Consider the following 21,316-nt stretch of genomic DNA (forward strand, 5'->3'; position numbering starts at 1 on the left):
AACGCGGCGTACCCGCGCGTTTCCGGCCTGCCACGGCCAGGGGCGCACCGGGTCAGCGGCGGTACTGGTACACGGGGCGGGGCGGGCCGGACTGGATCTGCCCGTCGATCAGCCGGGCGAAGCTCTGGTAGCCGAGCTGGTTCGGGTGGAAGCTGCGGGGCTGGACCGCGGGCGCGCGGAAGTCGATCGTGAGGGCGTTCAGGTACGGCTGCGCCGTGCCGAGCTCGTGCCCGTCGAACGCGCCGTACCCGTCGACGAACTCCACCGTGCCGGGCCTGCCCGCCGCGGCCAGGCCTCCGTCGGCCGTCCGGGCCGCGGCGGCGATGGTGTCGTCGAGGGACCGCACGACGCCGTTGAGGTACGCCTGGTCGGCGACGCCGATGTTGTCCACCGAATGCGCCGGCTGCACCGGGAAAGGCCGGGGATAGCCCAGCACGATGACGCGCGCCTTCGGCGCCCGCCGGCCGATCTGGTCGAACACCGACGCCAGCCCGGCGGGCAGCGCCGACATGCGCGCCCGGATGTCGGGGTCCTGATCGCGGCAGGCCGACGACCACGGGAGCCGCACGACGCAGCGGGTGACGATCTCGGAGAAGCCGATGTCGTTGCCGCCGATCGTGAGCGTCACCAGGCTCGTGTCGGGACGCAGCCGCTCGATCTGCGCCGGCTCGCCGTGCCGTCCGCCCCGCAGGACGTCGTCGACGCGCGCGCCGCTGCACGCCCACAGGTTTCCGCCGCGCGCGAACCGGAACCCCTGCAGCACCGTCGCGAAGTACGCCTCTCGCGACCGGTGACAGTCCTCGGCGCCGCCCGTGTAGGAGCGGTCCGCGTCGAGGTCCCAGGTGCCCTCACCGGAGGAGTAGGAGTCGCCGAGAGCGATGTAGCCGCCGCTGACGGCGGCCTCCAAGGGCGTCAGCCGGGTCGGCAGAGGAGCGAAGTGGATGCGCGGGACCCGGCATCCACTGCCGAAGAGCCGGCACTGGCCGGTGACGGCCAGCGGGACCGTCAGCGCCGCCAGAACCGCCAGCAGGGCCGGGATCGCGATGAGCGCGCCCCGGCGCGTACGGATCCGCCCCCACAGCACCGCGACCATGCACCACCTCCGCCCGGGATCATGATCTCATCCCCGCCGGGCGCGCGGGAGCCCTGCGGGCGTTCGGCGCGACCGCTCCGGGACGCTTGCCGGGGTTCCGGCGAGCGGATAACATGCAGGTGTTGCAGTCGTGGTTTTCCGTACGTATTGAGTTTGATCTTGAGCGCCCGCGGAAGTTCTGACGGCGGGCGTTTTCGCTTCTCCGGGATAGTTTTCGCGGACGAAAGCAAGGGTCCGTATGCAGCCCCGATACACCAACCCGGTGTACCGGTGAGGCTCCCAAGAAGGAGAGAACAAGAAGTGGCAGAAGGCACCGTCAAGTGGTTCAACGCCGACAAGGGCTTCGGATTCATCGCTCCGGACGGTGGTGGCCCGGACGTGTTCGTGCACTACTCGGCCATCACCTCCAGCGGTTTCCGTACTCTGGAGGAGAACCAGCGTGTCAGCTTTGAGACCACGCAGGGCCCGAAGGGCCCGCAGGCGGAGCAGGTTTCCCCGCTCTAGGTCTCATAGCGCCTAACCGGGCCCGCACCGATCATTGGTGCGGGCCCGGTGTCGTTCTGCCGAGGCAGGACCGCGCCCGGCGGATCTCATCGCTCGCCGAGGCTCCATACGCGCATGCGGCGGTCCCGGCCGGCCGTGAGGGCGACGGTACGACCGCTGATCTCGGTGATCCGGACGGCGAAGACCTCCCGCTCGTGCTCGGTGAGCGGCTCGCCGAGCAGGCGACGATCCGCCAGGTCCCAGACGCATACCGTGCCGTCCATGGCCCCGGTCACCGCGATCGGCCGGCCGCCCACGACACCGACGTCCATGCAGTCGATGCCTTCGTCGTCCTGGTCGTCGCCGTCGGACATGTCGATGGGCTCGTCCCAGGTGCCTGTGCCGGGGTCGCCCAGCATCACCGACTCGCCGCCGGCCGCCACCACGCACGGCCGGCCGTCGACGGTCGCCAAGCCGACTCCCCTGACCGCGATGGGGGCGCCCTCGAATTCGACGACGGGGTCCTTGTCATGGATGCCCCACACCATCACGCGGCCGTCCACGCCCCCGGAGATCACTACCGGACGCCCCCAGAGCGTGCCCGAGCCGAGCCCGCCGATGCTGTCGAAATGTCCGTAGAGCTCGATGGGATCGGCGACATGGTCGATCTCCTCGTCCTCGAGGAGGGAGTCGCGCTGCGACGCGTCCCACAGGCGCACCCTGGCCGGCACGCTGCTGTCGCCGCAGATGAACAGGGACCGTCCGTCCACCTCCATGGTGGAGGTCTTGGCCAGCCCGCCGTGCTCGTCGCGGATGTAGGTCCGCACGGCGCCGGTTTCCAGATCCCATTGGGCGAAGGGCTGGCGGTATCCACCTCCGCCGACCACGATCCGCCCGTCGTGGACCACGGCGCCGATCTCCAGCAGGCCGTCCCCCTCCATCTCGTCCTCATCGGGTCCGAACGGGTTGTCCAGCGGGTGCTCGGCCCAGTGATCATCGGCCGGATCCCACGTGAACGCCTTCTGACCGCGAAAGTCGGCGCAGACCACCCGTGGACGTCCGTCCACGACGACGAGGTCGAAGTCCTGGATTGGGGCATCGGAGATGATCCGGCTGGAGCGCAGGAGGGAGCGGATTTTCATGATCGAAAATCTACCGACACAGTCCGTGACGGGCCGCTGACTTCGACGAAACGCAGTCCGAATTCACGTGCCCGTCGGTGGCCGACCCGCACGTCGTCTTTCCTGGCCGGCCGGACTCGCCGCTCCGTGGCCTCGGTGCCCCTGCCCGGACGGCGCTACCGGACGCCGGCCTCCTTCATGTCGCGCAGCTCGCGCTTGAGCTCCTTGATCTCGTCGCGGAGGCGGGCCGCCATCTCGAACTGCAGCTCCTCGGCGGCGTGGTGCATCTGCTGCGTCATCTGGTCGATGAGGGCCTCCATCTCCTCGCGCGGCCGCTCGCCGACGAGGTCGGCGGCGTGCCGGCCGGCCTTCTGCTTGGAGGACAGGCCCGGGACCGGGGCCTTGCCCCGGCTCTGCTGCCGCCCGGCGCCGCCGATGAGCTCTTCGGTGTCGGCGTCCTCGCGGGCCAGCATGTCGAGGATGTCGGCGATCTTCTTGCGCAGGGCCGTCGGCTCGATGCCGTTCGCCTCGTTGTAGGCGACCTGCTTGGCGCGGCGCCGGTTGGTCTCGTCGATCGCCCGCTCCATGGAGGGGGTGACCTTGTCGGCGTACATGTGGACCTGGCCCGAGACGTTGCGCGCGGCGCGGCCGATCGTCTGGATCAGTGCCGTCTCCGAGCGGAGGAACCCCTCCTTGTCGGCGTCGAGGATGCTGACGAGCGAGACCTCCGGCAGGTCGAGGCCCTCTCGGAGCAGGTTGATGCCGACCAGGACGTCGAACTCCCCCAGCCGCAGCTCGCGCAGCAGCTCCACCCGGCGCAGCGTGTCGACCTCGCTGTGGAGGTAGCGGACGCGGATGCCGAGCTCCAGGAGGTAGTCGGTGAGGTCCTCCGACATCTTCTTGGTCAGCGTGGTGACCAGCACCCGCTCGTCGCGCTCGGCGCGCTGCCGGATCTCGTGGACCAGGTCGTCGATCTGGCCCTTGGTCGGCTTGATGACCACCTCGGGGTCGATCAGGCCGGTCGGGCGGATGACCTGCTCGACCACGTCGCCCTTGACGCGGCCCAGCTCGTACGGGCCGGGCGTCGCGGACAGGTAGACGGTCTGGCCGATGCGCTCCAGGAACTCCTCCCACTTCAGCGGGCGGTTGTCCATCGCGCTGGGCAGCCGGAAGCCGTGCTCGACCAGGGTGCGCTTGCGCGACATGTCGCCTTCGTACATCGCGCCGATCTGCGGCGTGGTCTGGTGCGACTCGTCGATGACGAGGAGGAAGTCCTCGGGGAAGTAGTCGAGCAGGGTGTTGGGCGCGGTGCCGGGCCCACGGCCGTCGATGTGGCGGGAGTAGTTCTCGATGCCGGAGCAGCTGCCGACCTGCCGCATCATCTCGATGTCGTACGTCGTGCGCATGCGCAGCCGCTGGGCCTCCAGCAGCTTGCCCTGCCGCTCCAGCTCGGCGAGCCGCCCCTCCAGCTCCTTCTCGATGCCGTTGATGGCCCGCTCCATGCGCTCGGGGCCGGCGACGTAGTGGGAGGCCGGGAAGATGTACAGCTCCTGGTCCTCGGTGATCACCTCGCCGGTCAGCGGGTGCAGCGTGGCGAGCTTCTCGATCTCGTCGCCGAACATCTCGATGCGGACGGCGAGCTCTTCGTACTGCGGGATGATCTCGACCGTGTCGCCGCGCACCCGGAACGTGCCGCGGGTGAACGCCAGGTCGTTGCGGGCGTACTGCATGGCGACGAGCCGGCGCAGCAGCTCGTCGCGGTCGATCTCGTCGCCGACCCGCAGCCGCACCATGCGGTCGACGTACTCCTGCGGGGTGCCCAGGCCGTAGATGCAGGACACCGACGCGACCACGATCGTGTCCCGGCGGGTCAGCAGCGAGTTGGTCGCCGAGTGCCGCAGCCGCTCCACCTCGTCGTTGATCGAGGAGTCCTTCTCGATGAAGGTGTCGGTCTGCGGGACGTACGCCTCGGGCTGGTAGTAGTCGTAGTAGGAGACGAAGTACTCGACGGCGTTGTTGGGCAGCATCTCGCGCAGCTCGTTGGCGAACTGCGCGGCCAGCGTCTTGTTCGGCTGCATGACGAGCGTGGGACGCTGCAGCTTCTCGATCAGCCAGGCGACGCTCGCGGTCTTGCCGGTGCCGGTCGCGCCGAGGAGCACCGCGTCCTTGTCGCCGCGCGTGATCCGCTTCTCCAGCTCCGCGATGGCCTGCGGCTGGTCGCCGGACGGGGTCATGTCGGTGACGACCTCGAAGGGCGCCACCTTACGCTGGAGATCGGTGACAGGCCGCACGCTGCTCCTCCGATGAAAGATCACTGCCGCCTCGGCGGCCCCTGGTCCGAGCGGGCCGACGGCCACGGTCCCCGGTAAGGGTTTCAACCTACGCCCTGGCACCGACATTCCGAGCCGTTCACCGGGACGCGGCACCGGGCCCGGGCTCTCCGGGCGTGACCAGGCCCGTCTCGTAGGCGACGACGATCGCCTGGGCGCGGTCGCGCAGGCCGAGCTTGGACAGGATCCGGGCCACGTGGGTCTTCACCGTGGCGTCGCTGACGTGGAGGCGGCCGGCCAGCTCGGCGTTGCTCAGCCCCCGGGCCAGCAGCCGGAGCACGTCGAGCTCACGAGGGGTGAGCGTCGACAGGTCGCGGTGCAGGGCCGCGGCCTGATCGTCGCGGCGGGCGAACCGCTCGACGAGGCGGCGGGTGATGCTCGGGGCGAGCAGCGCGTCTCCGGAGCGCACCAGGCGCACCGCGGCGACCAGGTGCTCCGGTGACACGTCCTTGAGCAGGAAGCCGCTGGCGCCCGCGCTCAGCGCCGCGTAGACGTACCGGTCGAGGTCGAAGGTGGTCAGGATGATGACGCGGGGCGCGTCCGGGCCGGCGGCCAGGATGCGCCGGGTCGCCTCCAGCCCGTCGACCTCCGGCATCCGGATGTCCATGAGCACGACGTCGGGGCGGGTCCGGCGCACGGCGTCGACCGCCTTGGCCCCGTCGGCGACTTCGGCGACCACGTCGATCCCCTCGGCGGCGAGGATCATCGCGAACCCGGTACGGACCAGCGCCTGATCGTCGGCGATGACCACCCGCAGGGACTCGGTCACTCCTCCCCCACCGGGATCACGGCGCGCACCCGGTATCCGCCGGCGGGACGCTCGCCGGCTTCGAGTGTCCCCCCGTAGACGGCGATCCGCTCGCGCAGCCCGATCAGGCCCCGGCCGCTGCCGGAGCGGGCCGACGCCGAGGGCGTGCCGCCGGTGTCGGTCACCTCGACCCGCAGCTCGCGAGGGCCGTACGCGACGGTGACCGTCACCCGGGCGCCGGCCGCGTGCTTGACCGTGTTGGTCAGCGCCTCCTGCACCACCCGGTAGGCCGCCAGGTCGATCCCGGCCGGCAGCGGCGCCGGCGTGCCGGTGACCGTCAGCTCCACGGGCATCCCGGTCTCGCGGACGCGCGCGGAAAGCGCCGGCACCTGGTCCAGGCCCGGCGGCGGAGCGAGGTCCTCCGGGGCGGCCTGGCCGGGGTCGTCGCCGTTCATGGTGAGCAGGCCCATGACGTGCCGCAGTTCGGTCATCGCGGTCCGGCCGCCGGACTCGACGGCCAGCAGCGCCTGCTCGGCACGCTCGGGCGCCGCTTTCATCACCTTGCGCGCGGCACCGGCCTGAACCACCATCATGCTGACATTGTGCGTGACCACGTCGTGCAGTTCCTGCGCGATCCGGGATCGTTCCTGATCCACCGCCCGCCGCGTGGCCGCCTCCTGTTCCTCCTCCAGGGTCCGTACGCGCTGTTTCCAGGTGTGGATCGTGTTGGCCGCGAGCCCCACCGGGATCAGGAGGAGGAACGTGACGAAGCCGGGCCTGATGGCGGGCACGCTCGCCTTGTGGGCTCCCACGATCAACCCGGCGCCCACCAGCGCGCTCGCGATCGCGAGGACCCGGTAGGGGCTGTACATCGCGGCGCCGTAGGCGGCGATCACGCAGGCGGCGAAGGTGAACGTGGGATCGAAGCCCGGGCTGAGGTGGTAGAGCTGCGACGCGCCGATCACGGCCCAGAACGCCGCCAGGGGATACCGCCGGCGCGCGACCAGCGGTAGCGCGGTCAGGACGGCCAGGAGCAGCTGCCAGGGGTGGACCGCGGCGTAGGGGTGAGGTGGCGGGCTGGGAGGGACGGGCGGGACGGGCACGCCGGGCGGCGTCGCGACGTTCGGCTGGAAGACCAGGCTCGGCCTGCCGGCCTGGTCGTCTCGGCTCAGCGCGCCGCTCACCGTGCCCACGGCCAGGGCGGCGGCGAGGATCGCGTCGGCCGCCCAGGCCCAGCGCGACAGGCGAGGCGGCGGAGTCGTCGCACGCCGCAGCACGGCGACGCCGATGTTCCATCGGCCCGCGACCTGCGTTCTGTTCACCGGCACAGTGTCGCAACGGCCGCGTCCCGCCACATCCGTCCTGATGACGAGGGCCTCCGCCGCACCGGCGTACATCGCAGTGATGACGCGCCGCCCCGTCCCCCTGGCGGAGGACCGGAGTTCGTCACGACTGCCGACGCGCCGGGCGTCGTGCCGCTCCTAGCGTCGGGTCGCGTCGAGAACGCCCTGATCCCCTTGGAGGACCCGTGAGTGCGCCGATCATCGAGATCCGCGACGTGAGCAAGAGATACGACGCGGGACGGCCCGCGCTGGCCGGCCTGAGCCTGGACGTGCGCGCCGGTGAGGCGCTGGCCGTACTCGGCCCGTCGGGCAGCGGCAAGTCGACCCTGCTCAACCTGGTCGCCGGGCTGGACAAGCCCAGCGACGGCGGCGTCACCGTGGACGGCGTCCGCGTCGACGCCCTGAGCGAGGCCGCCCTGGCGAAGTACCGGCGGGAGCGCATCGGCATGGTCTTCCAGTTCTTCAACCTCCTGGACGACCTGACCGCCGAGGACAACGTGCTGCTGCCGGCCCAGCTGGCCGGCATGCCGCGCGCCGAGGCCCGCGCCCGAGCGGCCGAACTGTTCGACCACCTGGGCATCGCCCGGCACGCTCGTGCCTTCCCCGGCCGGCTGTCCGGCGGGGAGCGCCAGCGCGTCGCGGTCGCCCGGGCGCTCATGAACCGTCCCCCGCTGCTGCTGGCCGACGAGCCGACCGGCGCGCTGGACACCGCGTCCGCCGCGGACGTCAGGGAACTGCTGGTCGAGCTCAACCGGTCCGGGCAGACGATCCTGCTGGTCACCCACGACACCGCGCTCGCCGGTTCCTGCGCGTCCAGGACCATCGAACTCGTCGACGGCAGGATCGCCCGCGACGTCCGGACGGCCGCCAAGTGAGCGCCCTCGGGAAGGTCGTACGCGCCGGTGTCGGACGACGCCGGGTCCAGACTCTGGTGATGGCGCTGACCACGATGCTGGCGGTCACGGCGTCGGTGCTGGCCGCCGGTCTCCTCGTGGCGTCGCAGGCGCCGTTCGACCACGCCTTCGCCGAGCAGAAAGGCGCACACCTGACCGCGCAGTTCGACGGATCCAAGGTCACCGCCGAGCGGGTCGCGGCCACCGCGCACATCTCGGGCGTGAGGGCCGCCGCCGGGCCGTTCCCCGTCCTCGCCCTGCGCCCGCGCCCCAGCCGGAACCGATTCGGCCTGCCGGCGGGCGACCTGCTACCGCCCATGACGATCGTCGGCCGGTCCACCCCGGGCGGACCGGTCGACGACATCGACCTCGCCGCCGGCCGATGGGCCACCGGGCCCGGCCAGATCGTGATGGCCGAAGGCAACGGCCCGCCGATCGACGTCGGGGACCAGTTGACGTTCCCCGACGCGCCGGGCGGCCCGACGCTGACCGTCGTCGGGGTGGCCAAGTCGGTGGGCGCGAGCGCCGAGGCATGGGTGTCACCGGCACAGCTCGCGGCGTTGACCGCACCCGGCCGCACACCCGCCCACCAGATGCTCTACCGCTTCGCCAGAGCCGCCACCGACGCCCAGATCGCCGCCGACCGCGCCGCGATCGCCGCCGCCGTGCCACCGGGGTCGATGACCGGCAGCGCGTCCTACCTGAAGATCAGACTGGCCGCGAGCCGCACCTCGGCGACGTTCGTCCCGTTCGTGGTCACCTTCGCGGTGCTCGGCCTGTTCATGTCGGTCCTGGTCATCGGGATCGTCGTCAGCGGCGCGGTCAGCGCCGCGACCCGGCGCATCGGAATCCTGAAGTCCCTCGGCTTCACTCCGGCACAGGTCGTGCGGGCCTACGTCGCGCAGGCGCTGATCCCCGCGACCGTCGGCACCGTCCTGGGCGTCCTCTTCGGCAACCTGCTGTCGGTCCCGATCCTGGGCGAGGCGGAACGCGCGTACGGCACCGGGACGCTGACGATCGCCCCGTGGATCGACATCGCGGTCCCCGCCGCCGCTCTCGCCGCGGTCGCCGCCACGGCGCTGGCGCCCGCGCTACGCGCCGGCGGCTGCGGACCGTCGAGGCGATCGCCGTCGGCCGCACTCCGCGAGCCGGACGGGGACGCGCGATCCGGCGTCTGCTCGGCCGGCTGCCGCTGCCGCGCCCGGTGAGCCTCGGCCTGGCCACCCCCTTCGCCCAGCCCGCACGGTCGGCCACGATCGGCGCGGCCGTGGCCTTCGGCACGATCGGGGTCACCTTCGGCGTCGGCCTGGCCATGTCCCTCGGCGACATTCAGGACGGCCTCAACCGCCGGACCCCCGGCACGGTCGTGGTCCAGGCGGTCCCTCCGCCCGGTTCCGGCGCGCCCCGGGCGGCCGACCCGGAGGTGATCGCCGAGAAGATCCGTGCGCAACCGGGAACCCGGAGGTTCTTCAGGACGGGCCAGACCCAGGTCGGCGTGGCGGGGCTGACCCGCGCGACGACCGTGATCGCCTTTCACGGCGACTCGTCCTGGGGCTCGTACCAGATGGTCTCCGGGTCCTGGTTCAGCGGCCCGGGCCAGGCGGTGGTCCCCTCAGGCTTCCTGAACGCCACCGGATCGCACATCGGGAGCACCGTCACCCTGACCGGCGACGGCCGCACGGTTCCGCTACGGATCGTCGGCGAGGCCCTCGACCTGCACGAGGAGGGCATGACCGTCCTGACCGACGACGCGTCCCTGGCCGGCCTCGGCGTCTCCGTCATCCCGGGGTCGATCGAGTTCGCCGTCGACCTCCGGCCGGGAACCGATGCTCAGGCGTACGTGAACTCCCTCAACGCGGCCCTGCGCCCGATCGGCGTCACCGCCGAGACGAATTCCGGGGAGGTGAGCAGCATCGTCGTCGCCATGGACACACTGGCCGCGATACTCGCGCTGATGCTGGTCACCGTGGCCGGTCTCGGCGTCCTCAACACGGTCGTGCTCGACACCCGCGAACGCGTCCACGACCTCGGAGTGCTCAAGGCACTGGGCATGTCACCGAGGCAGACGGTCACCATGGTCATCACGTCGGTCGCCGGAATCGGCCTGCTCGCCGGCGCGCTCGGAGTGCCGCTCGGCATCGCGCTGCACGACCAGGTGCTGCCGGTCATGGGCCACGCGGCGGGCACGAGGTTCCCGGCCGCGGACATCGCCGTGTACGACCTGCCGGTGCTGGTCCCGCTCCTCCTGGGCGGACTGGTCCTCGCGACGGCGGGCGCGCTGCTCCCGGCCGGCTGGGCCGCCAGAACCCGCACCGCGACCGCCCTGCGCACCGAATAGCGGCGCCGCCGACGGAACGGATGAGGCGGGAGGCGGACGCGATGACGCGTCCGCCTCCGTGGTGCGCTGTCGTTACCGAATGTCAATATGAGTGTCATCTCGGAAACATGGGGTTCTCGCCCGCCAGTCCCTCCGGCGGAGCATGATCATCACCGAGTCCGCCCCCGTCGCCGAAGGATGCCCATGGCCGCACGCCTCGTCGTCGTCACCCTCGCCTCGGCAGTCCCCCTCGCGCTCACCGGTACCGCCTCCGCGGCCACGACGGTGGCCGACGTCGGGCACCGAGGCGCCTCCGCGTACGCGCCGGAGAACACCATCGCGTCATTCCGCCAGGCCAAGACCAGGCACGCGGACTACTTCGAGCTCGACGTCCAGCAGACCAAGGACCACAAGCTGGTCATCATGCACGACGCGACGCTCAGCCGGACCACGAACATCGAGAAGGTCTACCCGCACGGGTCGCCGTGGCGGGTCGGCGACTACACGCTCAAGCAGATCAAGCGGCTCGACGCGGGCTCGTGGTTCTCGGCCAAGTACAAGGGCGAGCGGGTGCCGACCCTGGACGAGACCCTGAACGCCATGCAGGGAACGGGCCTCAAGCTCCTCCTCGAGATCAAGAATCCGTCCCTGTACCCGGGCATGACGAGCCGGATCGCGGCCGACCTGCGGACCCACCCGGTCTGGCTGCGCCCCGGCCGGCTGATCGTGCAGAGCTTCGAGTGGTCGTCGCTCAAGACGTTCCACAAGCTGCTGCCCTCGGTCCCGCTCGGTGTGCTCGGCACTCCCACGACCGGCCAGCTGCCCGCCGTCGCGAAGTACGCCCGGTACGTGAACCCCAAGTACACGACGATCTCGGCGGGCTACGTCAAGAGCGTGAAGAAGCGCCACATGAAGGTCTTCGTGTGGATCGTCAACGACCGCGCGACGATGCGCAAGATGATCGGCTGGGGCGTCAACGGGATCATCACCAACCGCCCGGACACCCTCCGCTCGGTGCTCAAGGGTTAGGGGGTGTCTGGGCGGATCTCCGTCCGGCTACCCCCTAGGAGAACTCACAGTAGGCGGCGGTGGCGTCGTCGTGCGGCTTGTTGCGGGGCCAGCGCCGCCCGTGCGGGTCGGAGCGCTCGGCCTCGCGGACCTGCTCGATCAGCGCCGCCGGGCCCTGCTCGGCGAGAGTAGCGAGCGTGCCCGGCCAGTCGGCCAGGCCGAACCGGTCGGCTAGCCGGGTGGCGCCGTCGGTGAGCAGCGCCGCCCGGCGCAGGTCGCGCAGCGGCGCGCTCCCGGTGAGCGCCTGCCCGGCCACCCGCGGGTCGGCGGCGGCGAACCCGCTGCCCTCGGCGGTCAGGGCGGTGACCTCCCCGCCCTGGTCGAGCAGCAGCGTGGAGTCCGACAGCACCAGGTGGTCGGCGACCTCGTCGCGCACGCGCAGCGCGACGACGGTCGTCGCCGGGGTCCAGGGGTGGGCCAGGTCGCAGCGGCCGCCGTGCGCGGCGGCCGTCTCGGTGATCGCCTGGGCGAGGGCGTCGGCCGGGCCCCGTCCGTGGTCGAGGAGCGCGGCGAGCAGCCGGGTCGCGAGCTGCCCGACGTACCACGGGCGGCCGTGCACGCAGCCGGTCTCGCGGTCCATCGGGATGCTCATGCCGTCCAGCACGACGGCGGCACCGAGCGCGGTCGCGACGAAGTCCTCGTTCGGCCGTGCCGGACTGCCCTGGTCGGTCGCCCAGGTCACCCGCATCATCGGTGCCTCCCCACGTCGGTACGGTGCGCCGGCCCCGCGATCGCCCAGATCACCCGCATCGCCGGGTCCCCTCGTCGGTACGGCGTGCGGGCCCCGCGATCGACCAGGTCACCCGCGTCATCGAGTCCCCTCCACGCCGGCGCGCCGCGCCGGCCCGGCGATCGCCCGGGTCACCGTCGGCCCCGCGATCGCCCGGATGATCCGTGCCCCTCGGGTCTCCCGCGAACCGGCCCGCCGCGATCGCCGATGCCGTCACGGGTCTCCCACCGGCACGCCGGATCGCCGGGTCAGCTCGACCCACAGCTCGTCGACCTGCGCCGCGAGCCCGTCGAGCGTGCCGGAGTTGTCGATGACCCGGTCGGCGATGGCCAGCCGCTGCTCCCGGGTGGCCTGGGCGGCGATGCGGGCGCGCGCGTCGGCCTCGGTCATGCCGCGCAACCCGGTCAGCCGCCGCACCTGCTCCTCGACGGGCGCGTCGACGACCACGACGAGGTCGTACATGCCCGCCAGGCCGTTCTCGGCGATCAGCGGCACGTCGTAGACGACGATCGCGTCCGGCGGCGCCTGCTCGACGAGCTCGCGCATCCGCTCGCCCACCCGCGGGTGGACGATCGCGTTCAGCCGCGCGCGCCTCGCGTCGTCGGCGAACACGATCGACCCCAGCTTCTCCCGGTCCAGGGAACCGCCCGCGAGCAGCACGCCCTCGCCGAACTCGGCGACGACCTCGGCCAGGCCGGGCGTGCCCGGCTCGACGACCTCCCGGGCGACGGCGTCGGCGTCGACGATCACCGCGCCGCGCTCCGCCAGCCGCCGGGACACCTCGCTCTTGCCGGACCCGATGCCTCCGGTCAACCCCACACTCAGCACGCCCGCGAGCGTACTCACTCCTCCGGCGTGGTTGCCAGGAGGCCCTTGCGCATGTGGACGAGGGTGAGGTGGTCGGCGACGCGCTCCCGGTGGGTCTCGGCGTACCCGAGCCGCCGGTACAGGCGCAGGTTGCCCTCGCTGAGGTGCCCGGTGAACAGCACGCACGAGTCGGCCCGCGCGGCCGCCTCGGCCTCCAGCGCCCGCATCAACGCCGCGCCGATCCCCCGCCCCTGCTGGTCGGGGGCGACGACGAGACGGCCGACGAGGCATGTGCGCTCGTTGAACCGGCCGCGTACGGACCCGACGAGCCGCGGCCCGACGCTGGCCTTGAGGACCAGCGACTCGGCGATCATCTTGCGGATCTGGTCGAGGGACTCGACCAGCGGCGGCAGGAACGGGTCACCGTGCGACTGCGCCTCGGTGACGTACGCGGCGCGCTGCACGGTGAAGATCTCCCCGGCGTCGTCGACGCCGGCGCGCTCGATCCGGACCTCGTCCATGCTCAGCCGACCACGCGGACGGTCGCGGCCACCGGGTAGTGGTCCGAGGCGCGCCGGGAGGAGTCGACCGCGCTGTTGTCGAAGCCGAGGTCGTCGCTGCCGAGGATCCAGTCGACCCGCTTGCCGCCCGTCGTCGTCGGCGGTGGCGAGTCGATCGGGCTGCGCAGGCCGCTCTGCGCGGACAGCCGGCTCAGCTCCGGGCTGCCCGGCCCGGCGCCCATGTCCCCGGCGATGACCGTACGGGGGGCGCCGCTCCACAGCTGCAGCAGCTTGACGATCTCGGCCTGCCGGGTCTCGGTGCGGTCGGCGCCCTGCTGGAGCTGGACGGACCACACGTCGGCGGTGCGCCCGCCGCCGGCGTCGATCCGCGCCCAGACGTAGCCAGGTGCCTGCGGGCCCGCGCCCACGGGTAGCCGCCCGGTCCCGGTGGCCTTGACCCGCAGCCGGGTCAGCACCGCGTTGCCGTACTGGTGGTCGGCGGCCGGCCCCCACACGAGCCGCATCTTCAGCCGCCGGGCCAGCCAGGACGCGACGTCCGCGGTCCCCGACATGGGGCGGCCCCGGCCGACCTCCTGCAGCGCCACGACGTCGGCGTGCTGCGCCTCGATCGCGCCGGCGACCGCCTCCGGGTCCAGCCGTCCGTCGCCGCCGATCGCGTCGTGGACGTTGTACGAGACGAGGCGGAACGTGCCCGGCAGGGACGCCGCGCCGGTCACCGAAGGCGCGGTGACGGCGTAGATCGCCGGAACGGCCACGAGCACCAGCGCCGCAGCGCCGGCGCCGAGGGCTCGGACCGCCGAACGGGCCGGCAGCGGACCGCCGCGCGCGGCGGCGATCGCCGACAGCAGCCCGAGGGCGATGCCCGCCAGGCCGGGCAGGACCTTGTTCGGCAGGGGCAGCGGGTGGGTGTAGTGCAGTTGGTAGGGCAGGAGGACGACCAGGATGCCGAGGCCGCCGAGGGCCGCTCCCAGGTCGATGCGCCACGCCCGGCCGCCGGTGTCGGGGACGCTGACGTTCGGCGCCGGCCCGCCCCGCTCAGCGGGACGGCCGCGGTAGCCGCCGCGCCGCAACGGCACCCGCGAGGCGACCGCCAGCAGCCACGCCGACAGCACCTGCCCGACGACGACCATCGCGATCGCCACCGCGCCGGTCAGGCCGTACCGGCCGGTGACCGCGGCCGCGCCCACGCCGAGGACCGTCCCGCCGAACACGCACACCCCGCCGGGCACGGCCGCGACGGCCAGACCCGAGGACAGGAACGCCAGGCTCAGCGCCTGGCCGGCGAGGACGACCGTTCCGGCTACGGCCAGCGGCAGTCCTCCGCTGGAGGACGTGAACGCCGGGCTGGACAGCACGAGGATCTGCAGGGCCAGGAACGGCCCCAGCGCGGCCGCGCCGAGCGCGTCACGCCAGCCGATCACCGGAGCCTCGACCGGTGGCGTGCGCAGCCATCCCACGAGCGCCGCGACACCGCCGACCACGACCAGCAGGGTGACGGCCCAGGCCGCCACGCCCGGGCGGGAGGGCGGGTCCCACGTGCCGAACGCCAGCCGCAGCGCGGTGTCGCCGGTGAGCCCGGCGGTCGCCGCGACCGCGAACCCGGTGCCGGACAGGCCGCGCGCCGCCTCGTACAGCGCCGTGACGGCGAGCATCCCGAACACCGTGCCCGCGAAGGCGAGCCACAGCGCCGGCGACAGGGCCTGCATGGCCAGCCGGACCAGCAGCAGCCCTCCGACCCCGGCGACCAGCAGGCCGCGGGACCCGGCGACCGACCGGACGGCGGGCGCCACGACGCCGGCCAGGCCGGACAGGAGGATCACCAGGGTGGCGGTGACCGCCCCGCCGGACTCGGTGAAGTGCCCGAACGCGGGGAACGCCGCCCGCAGCACCTCCGTGAGCACCGCGACGGTGACCGCGATCAGCGAGATCCGCGACAACTCCTGGGGAACGACCGGGGGCCCCGCCGCAACGACGGGACCCCCAGATCGGACGCGTGAGTGAGAATCGACCATGACGTGGTCTTCTACTCCTCGCCGTTATTCGGTTGTGGGCCTTACTCCTGACCGCCGGACAGCTTCTCGCGGAGCGCGGCGAGCGCCTCGTCGGAGGCGAGGGCACCGCCGGTCTCACCGCCCTGAGGCTGCTCGGTGTTGTACGACTGCGGGCCGGCCGCCTCGGCCTCGGCCCGGCGGGCCTCCTCGACCTGCTTCTTGTGGGCGTCGAAGCGGGTGCGGGCCTCGGCGTACTGCCGCTCCCAGGTCTCCCGCTGCTCGTCGAAGCCCTCGAGCCAGTCGCCGGTCTCCGAGTCGAAGCCCTCGGGGTACTTGTAGTTCCCCTGCTCGTCGTACTCGGCGGGCATGCCGTAGAGCGTCGGGTCGAACTCCTCGTCGGTGAACGTCCCGCCGGTCTCGTTGGCCTGCTTCAGCGAGAGGCTGATGCGGCGCCGGTCGAGGTCGATGTCGATGATCTTGACGAAGATCTCGTCGCCGACCTGGACGACCTGCTCCGGGATCTCCACGTGGCGCTCGGCCAGCTCGGAGATGTGCACCAGGCCCTCGATGCCCTCCTCGACCCGCACGAACGCGCCGAACGGCACCAGCTTGGTGACCCGGCCCGGAACGACCTGGCCGATCTGGTGCGTGCGGGCGAACTGCTGCCAGGGGTCCTCCTGCGTCGCCTTGAGCGACAGCGAGACCCGCTCGCGCTCCATGTCGACGTCGAGGACCTCGACCGTGACCTCCTGGCCGACCTCGACGACCTCGGAGGGGTGGTCGATGTGCTTCCAGGACAGCTCGGAGACGTGCACCAGACCGTCCACGCCGCCGAGGTCGACGAACGCACCGAAGTTGACGATGCTGGACACGACGCCCTTGCGGACCTGGCCCTTCTGGAGGGTGTTGAGGAAGGTCTGGCGGACCTCGCTCTGGGTCTGCTCGAGCCAGGCACGGCGGGACAGGACCACGTTGTTGCGGTTCTTGTCCAGCTCTATGATCTTGGCCTCGAGCTCGCGGCCGACGTACGGCTGAAGGTCGCGGACCCGGCGCATCTCCACCAGCGACGCGGGAAGGAAGCCGCGCAGACCGATGTCGAGGATCAGGCCGCCCTTGACGACCTCGATGACGGTACCGGTGACGATGCCGTCCTCGTCCTTGATCTTCTCGATCGTGCCCCAGGCGCGCTCGTACTGGGCGCGCTTCTTGGACAGGATCAGGCGGCCTTCCTTGTCCTCCTTCTGGAGAACAAGGGCCTCGACGTGGTCTCCGACCTTGACGACCTCGTTCGGGTCGACATCGTGCTTGATCGAGAGCTCACGCGAGGGAATGACGCCCTCGGTCTTGTAGCCGATGTCGAGCAAGACCTCGTCTCGATCGACCTTGACGACAGTGCCTTCGACAATGTCGCCGTCGTTGAAGTACTTGATGGTCTCGTCGATCGCCGCGAGGAAGGCTTCCTCGGACCCGATGTCGTTGACCGCTACCTGCGGGGTACTCGAGGTGGCCTCGGTGCTGCTCGTCATGTGTGGGATGGCTCCGGGTACGGACATGCGTAGTTGCCTGTGCTGCGCGGAGGGCCAGTTATCCGTCCCTGCCGATGAACCGGCGGCGTGACCATACCGATGTCGACGTGACCGAGCGCGAGCCTGCTCTGTCCGAGGCGCGCGCAGGCCCACAGCGCAGCGATCAGAATATGGGACCATAGCCGGTGCGGTCAATCTCACGGGCGCTCAGTAGGGGCACGCGCGGTCGCCGATCCCCTTGGCAAGGTAGATCATCTTAGCCTGCGGGAAGGCCACCGTGGCCGGATCCCCGTCGGATGTGTAGCGCTTGTCCGGGTTGTGGTCCAGCCAGTCGAGCCAGGCGATCGAGCAGAACTGCCGACAGTCGTCTTCCCTTATCCGGCCGTCGTCGCGGATCCGCGGGATCTGCCGAGGATCATAGTCCTTCGAGAAGGGTGAGTCCGCCGGACGCCACCCGGCGAGGAACATTCCTCCGAAGTTCCACCGGGCTCCGCCCGCCTCCCCGTGCTCGGCCCACGCCAGCCGCGCCGGCGCCCCGAAGGGGAAGGCGAACGTAACCGGCGGGACACCCGTCGCGTCCGTGATCATCTTCTGGTCGGTGCCGATCTCCTTGGCCGCCGCGCCGTGGCTCATCCCGGTCATGTCCAGGTGGTGGGTGGTGTGGTTGGCGACCTCGTACCCGCGCTGGACCAGCCAGTGCATCGCGCCCGCCGACCGGTCCCCCAGCGCGAACGGATCGGCGTTGACGAAGAACGTCGCGACCGGGCGGAACCCCGGATGCTCCCGGGCCACCCGCTCGATCACCCCGACCGCGGTGTCCGGCGCCGGATTCCCGGTCGCGTCGAACGCCACGTGGGTCGGCGAGCCGTCGTCGAAGGTCAGCACGACCGGATGCCGGCCGCCGGGACGTTCATCCGGCCCGTGGCGAACTCCGCCGCCGTCACCGGCACGTAGCCCTCCTGCGCCAGCCGGGTGAACTCCGCGTACAGCTGCGCGGGCGTGCGATCCAGCGACACCTGCGGCTTGGCCAGCACCCGGTGGATCATCAGGATCGGGACCTGGCCGAGCTCGTTGGCGCCGGCGGCGCGCGCCGCCGCGGCCGCCTTCGCGTGGTCGAACGCCGGACGCGGCGGCGCGGCGGCGGGGCTCGGCGGCGCCACCGCCCGGCGGCCCCGGCCGGTGCCGTGCGCCGGCGACGCGGCCGTGGCGGCCGCCTCGGAGCCCAGGCGGCGCGCGTTCGCCTTGAGCAAACGCCGACCATGGCCGTCTGACGGCAGCAGCAGGCCGACGGCCACGGCGGCGACGATCAGGAAGGCGGCGAGTCGGTGAAGGTGCGGCACGGGTCCCCCCAGGAGTTCGGGCCCACGACGATCTGTGAGACCGTGCGCACCGTTACTTCCCGCTCACCGGATCTTGCAACCGCCCGCGGGGGACCCACCCGAACTCCGTACGGGCCCTGGGGCCTAGGGCCTGTCTCGAAGCCCCACTGTCCTACTGCGCGGCGTCCAGGCGGCGCCTCGCCGCGTTGTCGTCGGTCGCCAGCCAACACCAGGCTGACTCCCTCCTCCGCCTTGCGAGGCACCACCTGGACGCCGCTCGCTACGGACGGGGACTTCGAGACAGGCCCTAGTGGCCCGCGTCCTGCCAGGTGCGGCCGGTGCCCATGGAGACCTCGAGGGGCACGCGCAGGTCGTACGCCGCGCCCATCTGGCCGCGTACGAGGTCCTGCAGCGCGTCCAGCTCGCCGGGCGCCACCTCGAAGATCAGCTCGTCGTGGACCTGCAGCAGCATCCGCGACCGCAGCTCGGCCGCGCGCATCGCCCGGTCGACTCCCAGCATCGCGACCTTGATGATGTCGGCCGCCGACCCCTGGATCGGCGCGTTCAGCGCCATCCGCTCGGCCATCTCCCGCCGCTGCCGGTTGTCCGACGTCAGGTCCGGCAGGTAGCGCCGCCGCCCCATGATCGTCTCGGTGTAGCCGTCGTGGCGGGCCTTGACCACGATGTCCTGCAGGTAGTCGCGGACCCCGCCGAACTGCTCGAAGTACTCCGCCATGAGCGCCCGCGCCTCGTCGGGCGTGATCCGCAGCTGCTGCGACAGCCCGAACGCCGACAAGCCGTACGCCAGGCCGTAGTTCATCGCCTTGATCCGCGACCGCAGCTCGCCGTCGATCTGCTCGGGCGGCAGTCCGAACACCCGCGACGCCGTGATCGTGTGGAAGTCCGCGCCGGACCCGAACGCGTCGATCAGCGCGGCGTCCTCCGACAGGTGCGCCATGATCCGCAGCTCGATCTGGCTGTAGTCGGCGGTGAGCAGGCAGTCGTAGCCCTCCCCGACCATGAACCCCTCGCGGATCTGCCGGCCCTCGGCCGTACGGATCGGGATGTTCTGCAGGTTGGGGTCGGACGACGACAGCCGCCCGGTGGCCGCGACCATCTGCCCGAACGTCGTGTGGATGCGCCCGTCCTCATCCGCCATCGGGATCAGCGAGTCGACCATGCTCTTGAGCTTCGAGACCTCACGGTGCCGCAGCAGGTGCTCCAGCACCGGGTGCGCGGTCTGGGCGAACAGGCTCGTCAGCGCGTCGGAGTCGGTGGTGTAGCCGGTCTTGGTGCGGCGTGTCTTCGGCAGCTCCAACTCGTCGAACAGCACCTGCTGGATCTGCTTGGGCGACCCGAGGTTGAACTCGTGCCCGATCGACTCCCAGGCGGCCTCCTCCATCGCCTTGACCTCGGCGCCGAACGTCGCCGACAGCTTGGCCAGGTAGTCGATGTCCAGGGCCACGCCGACACGCTCCAGGCCCGCCAGGACGTCCACGAGCGGCAGCTCCACCTCCTGCAGCAGACGGGTCGCGCCCCGCCGCTCCAGGTCCGCGTCGAGCGCCTCGGCGAGGTCGACGACCGCCCGCGCCCGCACGACCAGGTCGAAGGCGGCCTCCTGCTCGCCGGACCCGTCGATGGTCAGCTGGCCGCCGTCGTCGGCCTCCTTGCGCAGCTCCCGGTGGAGGTAGCGCAGGACCAGGTCGCCCAGGTCGAAGGAGCGCTGGCCGGGCAGCGCCAGGTAGGCGGCCAGGGCCGTGTCACTGGTCACGCCGTCGAGCCGCATCCCGCGCGCCGCGAACGCCAGCATCGGGCCCTTGGCGTCGTGAACGGCCTTCGACCGCTTCGGGTCGGCCAGCCACGCGGCGAGCGCCCGCTCGTCGTCCTCCGGCAGCTCCACCGGGTCGAGGAACGCGCCCGTACCGGCCTGGGTGGCCAGCGCGATGCCGGTGATGTCGCCGGTGCCCCGGCCCCACGTGCCGGTGACCGCGACCCCGACCCGGCCCTCGCCGCCGGCGTGCTCCTCCAGCCACGCGGCGACCTCGCCCGGCCCCGGCCGGGCCATCTCGACCTCGAAGCCCTCCTCGGCCTCCGGCTCGACCGCCGACAGCGTCGCGTACAGCCGCTCCCGCAGCACCCGGAACTGCAGGGTGTCGAACAGGGTGTGGATCTCGTCGCGGTCCCACTGGCCGATCACCAGCTCCGACGGCGCCGCGTCGAGCGGCACGTCGCAGACCAGCTCGTTGACCTGGTAGTTACGCATTACATCGCCGAGGTGCTCGCGCAGGCTCGCCCCGGCCTTGCCGGTGATCTCCTCGACGTGCTCGATGACGCCGTCGAGCCCGTCGTACTTGGCGATCCACTTGGCGGCGGTCTTCGGGCCCACGCCGGGCACGCCCGGCAGGTTGTCGCTGGTCTCCCCCACCAGGGCGGTCAGCATCCGGTGCCGCCCAGGCGGCACGCCGTACTTCTCCTCGACCGCCTCCGGCGTCATCCGGGCCAGGTCGGACACGCCCTTACGCGGGTACAGCACCGTGCAGCGCGGGCCGACGAGCTGGAAGGCGTCGCGGTCGCCGCTGACGATCGACACCTCCATGCCCTGCCCGACGGCCTGCGTGGCGAGCGTGGCGATCAGGTCGTCGGCCTCGAAGCCCGCGACGGACAGCCGCGGGATGCGCAGCGCGTCGAGCACCTCGAAGATCAGGCTGATCTGGCTGCGGAAGTCGTCCGGCGTCTCCCGCCGGTTCGCCTTGTACTCGACGTAGGTCTCGTGCCGGAAAGTCGGCTCGGACCGGTCGAAGCACACCCCGACATGGGTGGGCGCCTCGTCGCGCAGCACATTGATCAACATCGACGTGAAGCCGTACACCGCGTTGGTCGGCTGGCCCGTCGTGGTCGAGAAGTTCTCGATGGGCAGCGCGAAGAACGCCCGGTAGGCCAGGGAATGCCCGTCCAGGAGCAGCAGGCGCGCGTTTTCAGAGGTCGCTTCCGTCGTCACCACGCCAGCAGCCTAGTCTTCCGCTACG

The 21,316-nt window shown here is 71.7% G+C and carries 18 protein-coding genes; 5 read left to right on the plus strand and 13 right to left on the minus strand.

Annotated features, from left to right (window positions below; translation table 11 throughout):
• Positions 1-52: 52 nt before the first annotated feature.
• Positions 53-1,093: an SGNH/GDSL hydrolase family protein gene (locus tag ACYVF7_RS41680; RefSeq protein WP_460351506.1), complete on the minus strand. Its 1,041-nt coding sequence runs from the start codon at positions 1,091-1,093 to the stop codon at positions 53-55.
• A 300-nt stretch (positions 1,094-1,393) separates the two neighbouring features.
• On the opposite strand from ACYVF7_RS41680, the gene ACYVF7_RS41685 reads away from it, so the two are divergent.
• Complete coding sequence (locus ACYVF7_RS41685; RefSeq protein ID WP_460351507.1) at positions 1,394-1,597, plus strand: cold-shock protein; 204 nt, start codon at positions 1,394-1,396, stop codon at positions 1,595-1,597.
• Positions 1,598-1,683: 86 nt separating this feature from the next.
• Here the strand turns inward: ACYVF7_RS41685 and ACYVF7_RS41690 are convergent, their stop codons facing one another.
• The 4 genes from ACYVF7_RS41690 to ACYVF7_RS41705 all read right to left on the minus strand — a co-directional run bounded on the left by ACYVF7_RS41690 (position 1,684) and on the right by ACYVF7_RS41705 (position 7,097).
• Positions 1,684-2,718, minus strand: coding sequence for a WD40 repeat domain-containing protein (locus ACYVF7_RS41690; protein WP_460351508.1), 1,035 nt, complete (start codon positions 2,716-2,718; stop codon positions 1,684-1,686).
• Positions 2,719-2,873: 155 nt separating this feature from the next.
• Positions 2,874-4,988, minus strand: a complete 2,115-nt coding sequence (uvrB, locus tag ACYVF7_RS41695) for an excinuclease ABC subunit UvrB (protein ID WP_460351509.1) — start codon at positions 4,986-4,988, stop codon at positions 2,874-2,876.
• Between the two features lie 118 nt (positions 4,989-5,106).
• Positions 5,107-5,796: a response regulator gene (locus ACYVF7_RS41700; protein ID WP_460351510.1), complete on the minus strand. Its 690-nt coding sequence runs from the start codon at positions 5,794-5,796 to the stop codon at positions 5,107-5,109.
• Positions 5,793-7,097, minus strand: coding sequence for a sensor histidine kinase (locus ACYVF7_RS41705; RefSeq protein WP_460351511.1), 1,305 nt, complete (start codon positions 7,095-7,097; stop codon positions 5,793-5,795). Before ACYVF7_RS41705 ends, ACYVF7_RS41700 begins: the two co-directional genes overlap by 4 nt.
• A gap of 206 nt (positions 7,098-7,303) precedes the next feature.
• Between ACYVF7_RS41705 and ACYVF7_RS41710 the strand changes: the two genes are divergently transcribed.
• From ACYVF7_RS41710 to ACYVF7_RS41725, 4 genes are all read left to right on the plus strand, one after another.
• The gene (locus ACYVF7_RS41710; RefSeq protein WP_460351512.1) at positions 7,304-7,993 is read left to right on the plus strand and encodes an ABC transporter ATP-binding protein; all 690 of its coding nucleotides are present in this window, start codon (positions 7,304-7,306) and stop codon (positions 7,991-7,993) included.
• Complete coding sequence (locus ACYVF7_RS41715) at positions 7,990-9,219, plus strand: FtsX-like permease family protein (protein ID WP_460351513.1); 1,230 nt, start codon at positions 7,990-7,992, stop codon at positions 9,217-9,219. The genes ACYVF7_RS41710 and ACYVF7_RS41715 overlap by 4 nt, the downstream gene beginning before the upstream one ends.
• Positions 9,216-10,349, plus strand: coding sequence for an ABC transporter permease (locus ACYVF7_RS41720; RefSeq protein ID WP_460351514.1), 1,134 nt, complete (start codon positions 9,216-9,218; stop codon positions 10,347-10,349). Before ACYVF7_RS41715 ends, ACYVF7_RS41720 begins: the two co-directional genes overlap by 4 nt.
• Before the next feature lie 183 nt (positions 10,350-10,532).
• Positions 10,533-11,357 carry a glycerophosphodiester phosphodiesterase gene (locus ACYVF7_RS41725; protein WP_460351515.1) on the plus strand — a complete coding sequence of 275 codons (825 nt, stop codon included), beginning with the start codon at positions 10,533-10,535 and terminating at the stop codon, positions 11,355-11,357.
• Positions 11,358-11,391: 34 nt separating this feature from the next.
• Here ACYVF7_RS41725 and ACYVF7_RS41730 read toward each other — a convergent pair whose 3' ends face one another.
• The 8 genes from ACYVF7_RS41730 to polA all read right to left on the minus strand — a co-directional run bounded on the left by ACYVF7_RS41730 (position 11,392) and on the right by polA (position 21,291).
• Positions 11,392-12,087, minus strand: a complete 696-nt coding sequence (locus ACYVF7_RS41730; protein WP_460351516.1) for an integrase — start codon at positions 12,085-12,087, stop codon at positions 11,392-11,394.
• Positions 12,088-12,339: 252 nt separating this feature from the next.
• Positions 12,340-12,954 (minus strand): dephospho-CoA kinase, encoded by a 615-nt coding sequence (gene coaE, locus ACYVF7_RS41735; protein WP_460351517.1) that lies wholly within the window; start codon positions 12,952-12,954, stop codon positions 12,340-12,342.
• A gap of 14 nt (positions 12,955-12,968) precedes the next feature.
• Complete coding sequence (locus ACYVF7_RS41740) at positions 12,969-13,454, minus strand: GNAT family N-acetyltransferase (RefSeq protein WP_460351518.1); 486 nt, start codon at positions 13,452-13,454, stop codon at positions 12,969-12,971.
• A 2-nt stretch (positions 13,455-13,456) separates the two neighbouring features.
• Complete coding sequence (locus ACYVF7_RS41745; RefSeq protein WP_460351519.1) at positions 13,457-15,391, minus strand: endonuclease/exonuclease/phosphatase family protein; 1,935 nt, start codon at positions 15,389-15,391, stop codon at positions 13,457-13,459.
• A gap of 116 nt (positions 15,392-15,507) precedes the next feature.
• Positions 15,508-16,971 (minus strand): 30S ribosomal protein S1, encoded by a 1,464-nt coding sequence (gene rpsA / locus ACYVF7_RS41750; RefSeq protein ID WP_360878649.1) that lies wholly within the window; start codon positions 16,969-16,971, stop codon positions 15,508-15,510.
• A gap of 207 nt (positions 16,972-17,178) precedes the next feature.
• Positions 17,179-17,856 (minus strand): polysaccharide deacetylase family protein, encoded by a 678-nt coding sequence (locus tag ACYVF7_RS41755; RefSeq protein WP_460351520.1) that lies wholly within the window; start codon positions 17,854-17,856, stop codon positions 17,179-17,181.
• Positions 17,850-18,311: a hypothetical protein gene (locus tag ACYVF7_RS41760; RefSeq protein WP_460351521.1), complete on the minus strand. Its 462-nt coding sequence runs from the start codon at positions 18,309-18,311 to the stop codon at positions 17,850-17,852. The genes ACYVF7_RS41755 and ACYVF7_RS41760 overlap by 7 nt, the downstream gene beginning before the upstream one ends.
• 286 nt (positions 18,312-18,597) lie before the next feature.
• Positions 18,598-21,291: a DNA polymerase I gene (polA, locus tag ACYVF7_RS41765; protein ID WP_460351522.1), complete on the minus strand. Its 2,694-nt coding sequence runs from the start codon at positions 21,289-21,291 to the stop codon at positions 18,598-18,600.
• Between the last annotated feature and the right edge of the window lie 25 nt (positions 21,292-21,316).

This window comes from Actinoallomurus acanthiterrae, from assembly GCF_054775715.1.

Excerpts from the sequence above, each read along its gene's own strand:
- ACYVF7_RS41690 (WP_460351508.1), bottom strand. The coding sequence starts at position 2,718 with ATGAAAATCCGCTCCCTCCTGCGCTCCAGCCGGATCATCTCCGATGCC.
- ACYVF7_RS41730 (WP_460351516.1), bottom strand. The coding sequence starts at position 12,087 with ATGATGCGGGTGACCTGGGCGACCGACCAGGGCAGTCCGGCACGGCCG.
- rpsA (WP_360878649.1), bottom strand. The coding sequence starts at position 16,971 with ATGACGAGCAGCACCGAGGCCACCTCGAGTACCCCGCAGGTAGCGGTC.
- ACYVF7_RS41680 (WP_460351506.1), bottom strand. The coding sequence starts at position 1,093 with ATGGTCGCGGTGCTGTGGGGGCGGATCCGTACGCGCCGGGGCGCGCTC.
- ACYVF7_RS41725 (WP_460351515.1), top strand. The coding sequence starts at position 10,533 with ATGGCCGCACGCCTCGTCGTCGTCACCCTCGCCTCGGCAGTCCCCCTC.
- ACYVF7_RS41740 (WP_460351518.1), bottom strand. The coding sequence starts at position 13,454 with ATGGACGAGGTCCGGATCGAGCGCGCCGGCGTCGACGACGCCGGGGAG.